Origin of the sequence: Amycolatopsis minnesotensis, assembly GCF_039529815.1 — a bacterium.
Taxonomy (GTDB): Bacteria; Actinomycetota; Actinomycetes; order Mycobacteriales; family Pseudonocardiaceae; genus Amycolatopsis; species Amycolatopsis minnesotensis.
This window is the reverse complement of record NZ_BAAANN010000061.1, coordinates 1-13,075: the sequence shown is the minus strand read 5'-3', so window position 1 is coordinate 13,075 and position 13,075 is coordinate 1. Positions and strand designations below refer to the sequence as shown.

Genomic DNA, 13,075 nt, shown 5'->3' with positions numbered 1-13,075 from the left:
GTGCTAGGCATGTGCCGTGAGTCTTCTGGAACGGCGCGGCCCCGAACTGACCGCTGAGCAGCTGTACGAAATCCTCCGCCTGCGCTCGCAGGTGTTCGTCGTCGAGCAGGAAAGCCTCTACGCGGACATCGACGGGCGCGATCTCGTCGCGGACACGCGTCACCTGTGGTTCGCCGGTCCGTCCGGAGTGGACTCCTACCTGCGGGTGCTCGCCGAGCCGGACGGCGGGGCCAGGATCGGGCGCGTGGTCACGGCCGCCGCGGCGCGCGGGCGCGGGCTGGCCGGCAAGCTGATGGAGGCCGCGCTCGACCTGGTCGGCAGCGCGCCGTGCGTACTGGATTCGCAGGTCTACGCGCAGGGCTTCTACGCGAAGTTCGGGTTCGTCGCCGAAGGGGAGCCGTTCGACGAGGACGGCATCGACCACATCACGATGCGGCGGGCGCGCACGAACTGATCACCTTGACCGCGGTGTCCAAATCGGACTCGGTGAGATCGGCGCGCACGGTGAGCCGGAGCCGGGAGATGCCGTCCGGCACCGACGGCGGGCGGAAGCAGCCGACCCGCACGCCCTGTTCCGCGCACCGCGCCGCCCATGCCACCGCCGCCTCCGGGGACGGTGCGTGCACGGAGATCACCGCGGCGTCCGGCAGGCTGACTGTGAACCCGGCGTCCTTGAGCTGTACCGCGAGCGTTCCGGCGGCGGTGAGCACGCGCGAGGGCAGCTCAGGCTCCGAGCGCAGCACGCCGAGTGCCGCGAGCGCCGCCGCGGCGCTCGCGGGTGCCAGCGCGGTGTCGAAGATGAACGAGCGCGCGGTGTCCACGAGGTGCTTGATCACCCGGCGCGGGCCGAGCACCGCACCTCCTTGCGCGCCAAGGGATTTCGACAGCGTGATGGTGGTGACCACGTCCGGCGCGCCTGCCAGCCCCGCCGCGTGCACGGCACCCTGACCGGCGTCGCCGAGCACACCGAAGCCGTGCGCGTCGTCGACGAGCAGTGCGGCGCCGTGCGCGCGGCAGGCTTCGGCCAGTTCGGGCAACGGCGCGAGGTCGCCGTCGACGGAGAACACCGAGTCCGTGACGACGAGCGCCCGCTCCTTGCGGCGCGTGGACAGCGCGTGCGTGATGGCCGCGAGGTCGGAATGCGCGACGGCGGCGATGTCCGCCCTGGACAGGCGGCAGCCTTCGATGAGCGACGCGTGGATGTACTTGTCCGTCACGATCGCCGACTCGTGGCCGGACAGCGCCGTCACGGCGCCGAGGTTCGCGGTGAACCCCGAGGAGAACACCAGCGCGGCCTGCGCGCCGCAGAAGCGCGCCAGCTCGTGCTCCAGCTCGGTGTGCAGCTCGAGGGATCCGGTCACCAGGCGCGACCCGGTCGAACCCGCTCCCCATTTCAGCGCGGCGGCCGCGGCGGCTCCGGCGACCCGCTTGTCCTTCGCCAGCCCGAGGTAGTCGTTCCCGGCGAGGTCGAGGTCGCGATCGCCCGCGGCACGAGGACGCAACTGCCGGACGAGCCCGGCGTCGCCGCGCTTGCCGGCCTCCGCGTCAAGCCAGTCGAAAGTCTGCTCGGGGGGAGTCGGGGCCGGGGAAGTCACATCCCGCAGTGTCGCATCGCCCCCGCCCGCGTCCGGCACCGACACCCCCGGGTGCGCCAGGGTTCCGCGCCCGCCCCGAAGGGCGCCTTCGGGGAATCTGACGCCGCGATCTCGCCCTTCGCGGCGAGCGGGATGGCAGCGCCGATGCCCCGAAGGTCACCTTCACGGCGTCAGATTCCCTCAAGGGCCCCTTCGGGGCATGCGCTCCGGAGCGGAGCAGTCCCGCGAAGGCCGCGACATGCACGCCCCTGAAGCCCCCTGCACGGGCATGAGCGCGGAAACGAGACAGAGGCGCGAGCTGCGAAACCCCGGCACATGACATGACAGCGCATGGCGCTGCCGATGCCCTGAAGGACGCCTTCGCGGCGTCAGATTCGCCGAAGGGCGCCTTCAGGGCATGCGCACCCTCAGCCGACTTCACCACTCGACAGCTAAAGGGGCATTTTCGGGGCGTGGCCGACACGAAAGCGGCCGGTGCCCCGAACGGGACACCGGCCGCTTTGGCGAAGAAAAGGATCAGTCGTGCGAGCCGCGACGGGCCGGGCCGCGGTTGGAGCGCTGCTGCGGACGACCGCCGCCGCCGCGGTTGAAGCCGCCGCCCTGCCTGCCACGGCCGCCGCCGAAGCCGCCGCCACTGCCGCCGTGCCCGCCGGAGCCGAAGCCGCCGGAACGGCCGCGCGGGCCGCCACCGCGACGCGGCGAGGGCTCGCGACGCCGCTCGATGACCGGCTCGCCGCTGGGCTCGCGGGCCCCGGTGATCCGGTTCAGCTCGGCGTCGCCGGGGCGCACCATGGTGCTCTCCGCGCGGACACCGGCCCGGTCGGTCATCCGGCGGACCATGCGCCGCTGGTCGTTGGTGACCAGCGTGACGACGGCGCCCGAGGCACCGGCGCGCGCGGTGCGGCCGGAGCGGTGCAGGTAGTCCTTGTGGTCGGCGGCCGGGTCGACGTGCAGCACGAGGCTGATGTCGTCGACGTGGATGCCGCGCGCCGCGACGTCGGTGGCGACCAGCACCGGGGTGTGGCCTTCCTTGAAGTCGGCGAGGACCCGGTTGCGCTGGCCCTGCGTCTTGCCGCCGTGCAGTGCCGCCGCGTGCACGCCCTGCTCGCGCAGCCGCTCGGTGAGCCGGTCGACGTGGTGCTTGGTGCGGACGAACATGATCGTCCTGCCGTCGCGGGCGCCGATCTCGGTGATGATCTGCTGCTTGTCCTGGCGCTGCACCTGGAGCACGTGGTGGTCCATGGTGGTGACGCTCGCGGTGACCGGCGCGACCGAGTGCTCGACCGGGTCGGTCAGGTACGAGTCGACGAGCCGCTTGACGTCACCGTCGAGCGTCGCGGAGAACAGCAGCCGCTGCCCGCGCGCCGGGGTGAGGTCGAGGATCTCGCGGACCTGCGGCAGGAAGCCCATGTCCGCCATCTGGTCGGCCTCGTCGAGCGCGACGAAGTTGATGTCGGAGAGCACCGCGGTGCCCTGGCGCACGTGGTCGGACAACCGGCCGGGGGTGGCGATCAGCAGGTCGACGCCGCGGTTGAGCGCGTCGGCCTGGCGCCCGAAGGCCATCCCGCCGACGGCCGTGCGGCACCACAGGCCGAGCGACTTCGCGAGCGGGGTCAGCGAGTCGGCCACCTGCATGGCCAGCTCGCGCGTGGGCACCAGTACGAGCGCGCGGGGGCGCTTCGCGCGGGCCTTGCCGCCGTCGAGCCTGGCCAGCAGCGCGAGGCCGAAGGCGAGGGTCTTACCGGACCCCGTCTGCGCGCGGCCGAGCACGTCGCGGCCGGCGAGCGCGTCGGGGATGGTGGCCGACTGGATCGGGAACGGCTTGTCGATACCGGCCTCGCGCAGCGCGCGGAGCAGCGGCTCGGGGAGGTTCAGGTCGGCGAAGGACTTCGTCGGTCCGGTGCCGAGCATGGGGGTCTTGGCCGATTCCTGAACAGGGCGCTGGCGCGGCTTGTGGGCCGGGCGCGTGGACTTGCCGGAATCGAAAGCGATGGTCACGAACTGCCTCTCGGACGTGGCACGTCACAAGGAGGCCCCGGCTGCCCGCGCGCAGGCGGGCAAGATGGTGTGCGATGGGCGTTCACAGGGACGAACCCGGCACACCACGGTGATGCGCCATTGGTTTACAGGATTGCCGCGAGCCGTTCAGGGTGGCTCTGGAGGCGACGGACACACATCCACGCCGCCGGTTGCGGTCTGTGATCAGCCTACCGGATCCCCTGCTCGGCGCTCAAACCGAGGCGCGGAGTGTGACTGAAAACGCCCCGCTCCGCGCCTCGATCGTGGTGCGGATCACCCTAGTCCGGCGACAACGCGCAGCTCAGCCACCAGATCCGCCTCGGACGGGACAGCGACGCCCCGCCCGGAGAACCACTTCGCGAGGTTCCGGACGTCGCGGGCGAGGAACTCCTCGCCCGCCGGGTTCGCCACGACATCGACCACCTGCGGCAGGTCGATGAGCACGAGCCTGCCGTGGTGCACGAGCACGTTGTACGCGGAGAGGTCGCCGTGCGCGAGCCCCTCCGCCGCCATCGCGGTGATCGCCGCGACGGCCTGCTCCCACAGGTCGTCCAGGTCCGCATCGGACGGTCGCACCTGCGCGAGCCTCGGCGCCGCGGTGCCGTCTTCCGAGCCGAGGAACTCCAGCAGCACTTCGGTTCCGCTGCGCTGGACCGGGTAGGGCACCGGTGCGCCGACCGTCCACAAGCGACCGAGCGCGGCGAACTCCGCGGCGGCCCACTGCTCGGCGATCAGGTTGCGCCCGAACGAGGTCCGGTTCTCGATCGCGCGCATCTCGCGGGACCGGCGCATCCGCCTGCCCTCGAGATAGCCCGCGTCGCGGTGGAACATCCGGTGTTCGGCGCCGCGGTAGCGCTTCGCGGCGAGCAGCGCGCCCGGCCCGTCCGGCAGCTCGCGCCGGATCAGGTGGACGTCGGCCTCCTTGCCGGTCTTGAGGACACCGAGCTCGGTGTCCACCGCGGCCAGTTCGGTCCGCACCCAGTCCGGGCGCGGCTTCGGCCCCTGTTCGGCTTCGCCCCACGTGGAGTAGCGGTCGGCGCCGCCGGGGATTTCCGGCTCGGCGTAGGCGTCGTCGCGCAGCCTGGCGATCCGGGCGCGCTCTTCCTCGGTCATCCGCCCGCTGCGGGACCGTTCGTCGTCGAACTTCGGCTTGCGGTTCTTCCGGCGGGCAGGCCGGTACTCGAGGTTTTCGAAATCGTGCTCGTGCACTGGAGGGTCTCCTGGATGAGGGATCCGCCGGGTGCGCGCAGACGCGGTTCAGCCCCGGCGGGCGGGTGGACGGGGGACGGCAAATCCCCGGACAGTCCTTGACACGGGGCACCTCCCTCACGACATCCACCGGCTCCCTGCCGGATCCGGGACAGCATGCCGGGCGGGCGCGGCGGCCCGCAACCGAATTACCGCGACGCGGTCACCAGCTCGCCGCGCGAGGAGACCTTGAGCTTGCGCAACACGCTCGCGACGTGCTGTTCCACGGTCCGGCGCGACAGGAACAGCACCTCGGCGATCTCCCGGTTCGTGTGCCCGTCGGCGAGCAGGCGGGCGACGTCCTGCTCGCGCGGGGACAGCTCGTCGCCGTAACCGCGCCGTCCCCGCCGCGACGGCGCCACCGCGCCGGTCGCGCGGTAGGTGTGGCGGCAGCGCGCGGCGTCACGGGTGGCACCGAGCTCGGCGAACACGTCCGCCAGCCCCGAGAACGACTCGGCCGCGTCCGATTCGCCCATCACGAGGCGGCTCTGCGCGAGCCGCTCCTTCGCCAGCGCGGCCGGGTACGGCGCGGTCAGCCGCTCGTACCCGTCGCTCGCCTCGTGGAAGAACTTCACCGCGTCGACGTGGTCGTGGCGGTGCGCCGAGATGATGCCGCGGCAGCACACCAGCGCGACGATCGCCAGCGGCGCGTCGAGTTCGCTCAGCGTGCGCTCGGCTTCGTCGACGAGCGCGGCGGCGGCCTCTTCGCGGCCGGTACGGCAGAACGCTTCGACGGCGACCGGGAGCAGTTCCCCCGCCCACGGCCAGACGCCCTTGGCGCGCAACAACTCCAGCCCGGCTTCGGCGCGCGCGGCGGCTTCCTCGTCGTCGCACTGGGACAGCAGCATGCCCGCGATCCCGGCGTGCGTGGCGAGCACGACCGGGGTGACCGCGTTCTCCGGCTCGTCGGGGCCGACCGCGGTGAAGTGCGCCGCGGCGCGGTCCCATTCGCCGCGCGCGGTCGCGAGCAGGCCGAGCACCAGCGACAACTCGCTGGTCATCGGCAGCAGCTCGCGGTACTCCTCGAACAGCGCACGCGCCCTGTCGTCGAGCGCGTCCCACCTGCCGGTGAGCCAGTCGATGTGCACGCCGGTCGAGCGCGCGATCCCGATCAGGTACGGCGCGCCGCAGTCGGACGCGAGTTCGACCGCGCTGCGCACCATGCTGGCGCCGCGCCGGTAGTGGCCGATCCACGCGCAGGCGTCGGCGAGGTTGGCGTGCAGGCGGGCGAGCTGGCGCTGCTGCTCGGCGGAGGAGACCGCGGTCGAGACCGTGTCCATCGTGGCCAGCGCGCGCCGGTCGCCGGTGTGCAGCCGGGACGGGAGGTTGTTCGCCTGCAGGGTCAGGGTGAGCGTGCGATCCGTGGTCGTGGCGATGACGTCGTCGACCTGGTCGAGCCACCGCAGGTGCTCGGCGAGCGGGGAGGTGCCGATCCACGGCTGCGCCAGCACCGCCATGCCGCGGCCCGCGAGATCGGGCCGGTGGCCGAGATCGTTGACCGCGAGCTCGACCTGGATCCGCGCGGCGTCGAGCCCACCGGCCTGCCGCATCAGGAGCAGGCCGAGGCTGAGCCGGATCTGCCCGCTGTGCGTGCGGGACAGCCGGTCGTCGGACAGCAGCCGCTCCAGCGCCGAGGTCACGTCGTGCTGGGCGACGCCGTTGTTGGCCAGCCTGCTCAGCTTCACCGCCATCCGGTCCACATCGGACGAAGCGAGCCCCGGCTCGGACAGCAGCGAGCACAGCAGTTCCGTCGCCGTCGCGAGGTCGCCGATCGAGGCGGCGGCGTCGGCGGCGGCCTCGCCGTAGGTCAGCGCGTCGGCGAACGCGCCCGCCTTCCGGCTGTGGTGGGCGAGCTGGACGAGCGGTTTCGGGCTCTGGTCGCGGAGCAGGCACGCCGCGCGGCGGTGCAGCTCCTGGCGGTCGGGGCCGGGGATGGTGCCGTAGACGGCCTGCCGCGCGAGCGGGTGGCGGAAGCCGTAACGGCAGTCTTCCAGTTCGAGCAGCGCGTGCCGGTCGAGCGCGAGCACGAGCGCCTGCCGTGCCCGCCGCGGCGTCAGCCCGGCGACGGCGCCGAGGAGCTGCGAGGTGGCGGGCACGCCGAGCACGGCCGCCGCTTCGGTCATCCGCCGCGCGGTCACCGAAAGCCCGGCGAGCCGTTCGACCGCGGCGTCCCGAAGCAGGACGGGCACCTCGACGGCATCGAGCAGGCGGCGCGCGGCCATGCCGTCGGCGTGCATCGCGCCCTGCGGGTCCAGCGCGTGCACGGTTTCGGAGACGACGAACGGGATACCGGCCGTGCGCTCGTGCAGCAGCGCGGCGAATTCGGCGGACACCTCGCCGCCGAGCAGCTCGCCTGCCAGCCCGCGCACGCCGTCGGCGTCGAGCGGGCGGAGCTGCAGCACCGTGCTGGTGGTGCCGACGGCCGGCCGGTAGGCGCCGCCGAGCGGGATCCCGCCCGGCACCTCCTCGCGCCGGTAGGTCAGCAGCAGGCTCGTGTCGCGCGTCGGCTCCGCCATCAGGAAGCGCAGTAGCTGCCGCGACCCGTCGTCGCACCAGTGCAGGTCCTCGACGACGAGCAGCACCGGGCTCAGCGCGTCGAGCAGCTCGCGGACCGCGCGGAAGAACCGGTGCCGTTCGGCGCGGTGGTCACCGAGCGCGGGCGGGGTGGCGGGCAGGTGCGCGCCGAGTTCGGGGAGGTGGGGCCGGAGCACGCCGGTGACGCCGTTCAGCGGGCGCGCGTCGGGGAGGTAGCGCCCCGCGTCGCGGAGCGCTTCGAGCACGACGCCGTACGGGAACGGTTCCCGCAGCGGCTGGCTGCGCCCGGCCAGGACGCGACGGCCAGCCAGCTCGGGCTGGCCGAGCAGTTCGGTGACGAGCCGCGTCTTCCCGACCCCCGCCTCGCCTTCGACCATCATGACCGACGGTGGGCGGGTGCCTGCCGACACCAGCGAGCGGAGTTCGTCGGCCCGCCCGACGAGCACGGCGGAACTCGTCCTGCCAGCACTGCGCACCATGGCTGCTCCTGATCCAAGCTGCGTTCGATTCACGAAAGCGGCACAGAACCCAAATCACCCCGACGTGTGAACGGAGCTTAGATCTCGACGGGGTGATCACGGAACCCACCCGGTCGGTTACCGAACTTTCGTATGGCCCGGTCAGACGGGGTTCCGGGCATTAGTTACGTAGTCATACGGACCGCAGCCTCGCTTGTTCGGCCAGGTGTTCCCCCCAAAAGTGAGGAATGTGTGGCTCTCAGTCACAAGGTTCTCCGCCGTTTCGACCCGACGTGAACCACCTGTTCGAGTGAACGGAGCTGTTGAATGCGTGAAGCTCATCGAAGGCGGCGTGCGCTCGCGGGCGCCTCGGTGGTCGCCGGTGCCTGCGCCGCCACCGTCATGGCGCTCGCCGGTCCCGCCGCCGCCGCGCCGACCGGGCACATCCTCAACGCGAACGCCCCCGGTGCCGTCGCGGACTCCTACCTCGTCCTGCTGAAAGCACCGCAGGCACCTGGCGAAGTCACCGCCAAGGCGGCCCGCCTCGCGGGCGCCTACGGTGGCGAGGTGCGCCGGACCTACGACTCGGCGGTGCGCGGGTTCGCCGTGCGGATGTCCGAGGCGCAGGCGAGACGGCTCGCGGCCGATCCCTCGGTCGCCTCGGTGGAACAGGACGCGGTGGCGCACGTCAGCGACACGCAGCAGAACCCCACCTGGGGCCTCGACCGGATCGACCAGAAGAACCTGCCGCTCGACAAGGCCTACAGCTACGCCAACAAGGGCGAGGGCGCCACGGTCTACGTCGTGGACACCGGCACCGACCTGAAGCAGTCGGAGTTCGGCGGGCGCGCGAGCAGCGGCTACGACTTCATCGACGACGATGGCGACGCGTCGGACTGCCAGGGGCACGGCACGCACGTCGCGGGCACCGTCGGCAGCGCGACCTACGGGGTGGCGAAGGGCGTCAAGATCGTCGCCGTCCGGGTGCTGAACTGCCAGGGCACCGGCCAGTACTCCCAGATCATCTCGGGGATCGACTGGGTCGCGAAGAACGCGAAGGGCCCGTCGGTGCTGTCGATGAGCCTCGGCGGCGGCGCGGATTCCAGTGTGGACCAGGCCGTGCAGGGCGCGATCCGCGCCGGGATCACCAACACCGTCGCGGCGGGCAACGAGGGCCAGGACGCCTGCAACGTCTCCCCGGCGCGCACGCCGGAGGCGATCACGGTCGCCGCGAGCGACGCGCAGGACAAGCGCTCCATCTGGAACTCGTCCCAGTCGTCGAACTACGGCCGCTGCACGGACCTCTTCGCGCCGGGCTCGAACATCACGTCGTTGAAGAACGGCGGCGGGACCACGCAGATGGGCGGCACCTCGATGGCCACCCCGCACGTCGCGGGCGCGGCGGCGCTGTACCTGACGGCGAACCCCGGCGCGACCCCCGCCGACGTCGCGAAGGCGCTGACCGACAACGCGACGCCGGACAAGATCACCGACGTGAAGGGCTCGCCGAACAAGCTGCTCTACACCGGGTTCATCGGGAGCGGCACCCCGAACCCGCCGTCGTGCGCCGGCGGCACCAACGCCGACGACGTGTCCATTCCGGACGCGGGCTCGGCGGTCACCAGCACGGTCACGATCGGGACGTGCGATAGCAAGGGCACCGCGGCCACCAAGGTCTCGGTGGCGATCAAGCACGGCTACACCGGCGACCTCAGGATCGACCTCGTCACGCCGGGCGGGAAGACGATCCCGCTCAAGCAGGCGGGCGGGGCCTCCTCCGTCGACCTGTCCACGAGTTACACAGTGGACACTTCGGCGGAGAACCGCACCGGCGCGTGGAAGCTCCAGGTGCAGGACGTCTACCAGTACGACAGCGGCACGATCGACAGTTTCGGGGTGAGTTTCTGATGCGCAGGACGGCAAAGGCGGCGTTGGCGCTGACATTGCTGGGCTCCATGGCGGCGGTCGGCACGGCCACCGCGGCAGCGGCGCCCAGTGCGGCCGAAGGCACCGTGGTGCAGGCGAAGCAGCACTACGGCGACCAGTACATCGTGGTGCTGAAGGACACCTTCGGCGTGCAGTCCTCGGCGGCGTCGCTCGCGCAGCGCTACGGTGGCGAACTGCGCTCGACCTACACGGCCACGATCCACGGCTTCTCGGTGCGGAAGATGACCGAGCAGCAGGCGCGCAGGCTCGCCGCCGACCCCTCGGTCGCGACCGTCTACCAGGACGGCACCGCGAGGATCGCGGACACGCAGAAGAACCCGACCTGGGGCCTGGACCGCATCGACCAGAAGAGCCTGCCCCGCGACAACTCCTACACCTACGGCAACACCGGTGAAGGCGTCACGGCGTACGACCTCGACACCGGGATCAAGCCGGACAACCCCGAGTACGAAGGCCGCGCCAGCGTCGGCAAGGACTTCGTCGGCAGCGACGGCATCGACTGCAACGGGCACGGCTCGCACACCGCGGGCACGATCGGCAGCAAGACCTACGGCGTGGCGAAGAAGGTCAAGGTCGTCGGCCTGAAGGTGCTCGGGAAGGACTGCTCCGGCAACGGCCCCGACTCCGCCGCGGTGGACGCGATGGAATGGGTGACCGCGAACGCGGCCAAGCCCGCGGTGGCGAACATGAGCCTGACCATGGACCAGGTCGGGGTCGGCGACGACGCGATCAAGAAGTCCATCGCCTCCGGGGTCGTGTACTCGGTGGCATCGGGCAACTCGTCGACGAACGCGTGCAACACCAGCCCGGCCCGCGTGCCCGAAGCGATCACGGTGAACGCCTCCGACGAGAACGACAACCGCGCGTCGTTCTCGAACTACGGCACCTGCACCGACATCTTCGCGCCGGGCAACAACATCACCTCGCTCGGGTTGTCGAACGGCAGCAGCGCGAACATGAGCGGCACGTCGATGGCCACCCCGCACGTCACCGGCGCGGCGGCGCTCTACCTCTCCGCCAACCCCGGTGCCACCGCCCAGCAGGCGCGGGACGCGCTGGTGAGCGGCGCGGTCGACGGCGCGATCAAGAACGCGGGCAGCGGCTCGCCGAACAAGCTGCTGAACATCTCGTTCATCGGCGGCACCGGCCCCGGCCCGAAGTGCGGCGTGAAGTCGAACACCACGCCGGTGTCCATTCCGGACGCCGGAGCCGCGGTGACCAGTTCGGTGACCCAGGACGGCTGCGACGGCAAGGCGTCGGCGAGCCTGCCGGTCAAGGTCGACATCGCGCACACCTACACCGCGGACCTCGCGGTGGACCTGGTCGGCCCGAGCGGCGCGGTGTACGCGCTGCGGAAGGCCGGCGGTGTCGGTGAGGCGGCCGGGGTGCACACCACCTACACCGTCAACGCGTCGGCCGAACCGGCGAACGGCACCTGGAAGCTGAGCGTCAAGGACGTGAACCGGTTCGACACCGGCTCGATCGACGGGTTCTCCATCACCTTCTGAGCAGGGCTTGTTCTCGGCGGTGCGCCGCGGCCACGATGGTCGCGGCGCATTGTCGTTCTTTGGAGGACAGGTGGGCAGCTACGACGCGGTGATCGTCGGCGGCGGGCACAACGGGCTGGTCGCGGCGGCGTACCTCGCCCGCGCGGGCAGGTCGGTGCTGGTGCTGGAACGGCGGGACGAGGCCGGTGGCGCGGCGGTGTCCTTCCGCGCGTTCCCCGGGGTGGACGTGCGGCTGTCCCGCTATTCGTACCTGGTGAGCCTGCTGCCCAAGAAGGTCGTCGCCGAGCTCGGGCTCGGGATCGAGCTGCGGCGGCGCCGGATGTCCTCGTACACCCCGGTCGGCGGCTCGGGCCTCCTCGTCGACACCGGTGACGGCGAGCGGACGGCCGCGTCCTTCCGTGCGGTCACGGGGTCCACATCGGACTTCGAGGCGTGGCGGCGGTTCTACGGCATGGCCGCATCGGTCGCGGACACGGTGTTCGAAACGCTCACGAAACCCTTGCCCAGCAAGGAAGATCTCCGCGCTCGCATCGGTCGAGAGGTCTGGTCGGTGTTGTTCGAGCGCCCGATCGGCGAGGCGCTCACCGCGCGCTTCGCCGACGACACCGTGCGCGGCGTGGTCCTCACCGACGCGCTGATCGGCACCTTCGCCGCCGCGGACGATCCCGGGCTGCGGCAGAACCGGTGCCTGCTCTACCACCTGATCGGCAACGGCACCGGCGACTGGGACGTCCCGGTCGGCGGTATGGGCGCGGTCACCGGCGCGCTGGCCGACTCCGCGCGGGCGGGTGGCGCCGAGATGGTCACCGGGGCCGAGGTGCTCGCGATCGACCCCGAGGGTGCGGTGCGCTACCGCGTCGGCGATCGCGAACACACCGCCGGCGCCGGGCACGTGCTGGCGAACGTCGCGCCGACCGTACTGGCGGGGTTGCTGGGGGAGGAGCCGCCGGAGCCGCCGGAAGGCGCGCAGTTGAAGGTGAACATGGTGCTCTCACGCCTGCCGCGCCTCCGGGACTCCACTGTGGACGTTCGCGAAGCGTTCGGCGGCACGTTCCACGTAAACGAAGGCTACGAGCAACTGGCCACGGCTCATGGTGAGGCGGATGCGGGCCGGATCCCGTCGTTGCCGCCGTGCGAGATCTACTGCCATTCACTGACCGACCCGTCGATCCTCGGTGCCGCCGAACGCGCCGCGAGCGTGCAGACGCTGACCCTGTTCGGCCTGCACATGCCCGCGCGGCTGTTCCGCGGCCGCAACGACGAGGCGAGGTCGGAAGCGCTGCGCTCGACCATGGCTTCGCTGAACAGCGTGCTCGCCGAACCGATCGAGGACTGCGTCCTGCGCGATCCGGACGGTTCGCCGTGCGTCGAAGCGAAAACGCCGCTGGACCTCGAAGCCGAGCTGGGCCTTCCGGCGGGGCACATCTTCCACCGGGACCTTTCGTGGCCGTACTCCGACGAACTGGCGGGAACCTGGGGCGTGGAAACCGCGCACTCGCGCGTCCTGCTGTGCGGCGCGGGCGCCGTCCGGGGCGGCGGCGTCAGCGGCATCCCCGGCCACAACGCCGCCATGCACGTGCTGCGCGGGTAGAGCGCCGCGCCCCGAAGCCCACCATGACGGCATCCAGTGCCGTCATGGTGGGCTTCAGGGCCACGAAGGGGTTACTGGATGGTGAGGGTGTAGGTGGCGGTGCCGGTCTTGCCGGTGGAGTCGGTGGCGGTGACGGTGATGGGGTAGGTGCCTGTCTGGAAGGGGGCGATGACC

The 13,075-nt window shown here is 71.6% G+C and carries 9 protein-coding genes; 4 read left to right on the top strand and 5 right to left on the bottom strand.

The window, feature by feature from the left end; genetic code table 11:
• The first annotated feature begins 16 nt into the window (after nt 1-16).
• The gene (locus tag ABD256_RS41350; protein ID WP_344431399.1) at nt 17-454 is read left to right on the top strand and encodes a GNAT family N-acetyltransferase; all 438 of its coding nucleotides are present in this window, start codon (nt 17-19) and stop codon (nt 452-454) included.
• On the opposite strand, the gene ABD256_RS41345 is transcribed toward ABD256_RS41350, so the two are convergent.
• The 4 genes from ABD256_RS41345 to ABD256_RS41330 form a co-directional block, all read right to left on the bottom strand.
• The gene (locus ABD256_RS41345) at nt 426-1,595 is read right to left on the bottom strand and encodes an 8-amino-7-oxononanoate synthase (protein WP_344431397.1); all 1,170 of its coding nucleotides are present in this window, start codon (nt 1,593-1,595) and stop codon (nt 426-428) included. The genes ABD256_RS41350 and ABD256_RS41345 overlap by 29 nt on opposite strands.
• Nucleotides 1,596-2,111: 516 nt before the next feature.
• Nucleotides 2,112-3,593 carry a DEAD/DEAH box helicase gene (locus tag ABD256_RS41340; RefSeq protein WP_425546607.1) on the bottom strand — a complete coding sequence of 494 codons (1,482 nt, stop codon included), beginning with the start codon at nt 3,591-3,593 and terminating at the stop codon, nt 2,112-2,114.
• A 294-nt stretch (nt 3,594-3,887) separates the two neighbouring features.
• A complete protein-coding gene (locus ABD256_RS41335) occupies nt 3,888-4,823 on the bottom strand; it encodes a serine protein kinase RIO (RefSeq protein ID WP_344431396.1) in 936 nt (311 codons plus the stop codon).
• Nucleotides 4,824-5,011: 188 nt separating this feature from the next.
• Nucleotides 5,012-7,876 carry an ATP-binding protein gene (locus tag ABD256_RS41330; RefSeq protein ID WP_344431394.1) on the bottom strand — a complete coding sequence of 955 codons (2,865 nt, stop codon included), beginning with the start codon at nt 7,874-7,876 and terminating at the stop codon, nt 5,012-5,014.
• A gap of 306 nt (nt 7,877-8,182) precedes the next feature.
• Between ABD256_RS41330 and ABD256_RS41325 the strand changes: the two genes are divergently transcribed.
• The 3 genes from ABD256_RS41325 (at nt 8,183) to ABD256_RS41315 (ending at nt 12,901) form a co-directional block, all read left to right on the top strand.
• Nucleotides 8,183-9,763, top strand: a complete 1,581-nt coding sequence (locus tag ABD256_RS41325; protein ID WP_344431392.1) for a S8 family peptidase — start codon at nt 8,183-8,185, stop codon at nt 9,761-9,763.
• Between the two features lie 47 nt (nt 9,764-9,810).
• The gene (locus ABD256_RS41320) at nt 9,811-11,310 is read left to right on the top strand and encodes a S8 family peptidase (protein ID WP_425546609.1); all 1,500 of its coding nucleotides are present in this window, start codon (nt 9,811-9,813) and stop codon (nt 11,308-11,310) included.
• A gap of 70 nt (nt 11,311-11,380) precedes the next feature.
• Nucleotides 11,381-12,901, top strand: coding sequence for a phytoene desaturase family protein (locus tag ABD256_RS41315; RefSeq protein WP_344431388.1), 1,521 nt, complete (start codon nt 11,381-11,383; stop codon nt 12,899-12,901).
• 71 nt (nt 12,902-12,972) lie between these two features.
• On the opposite strand, the gene ABD256_RS41310 is transcribed toward ABD256_RS41315, so the two are convergent.
• The gene (locus tag ABD256_RS41310; RefSeq protein ID WP_425546608.1) at nt 12,973-13,071 is read right to left on the bottom strand and encodes a putative Ig domain-containing protein; all 99 of its coding nucleotides are present in this window, start codon (nt 13,069-13,071) and stop codon (nt 12,973-12,975) included.
• Nucleotides 13,072-13,075 lie beyond the last annotated feature (4 nt).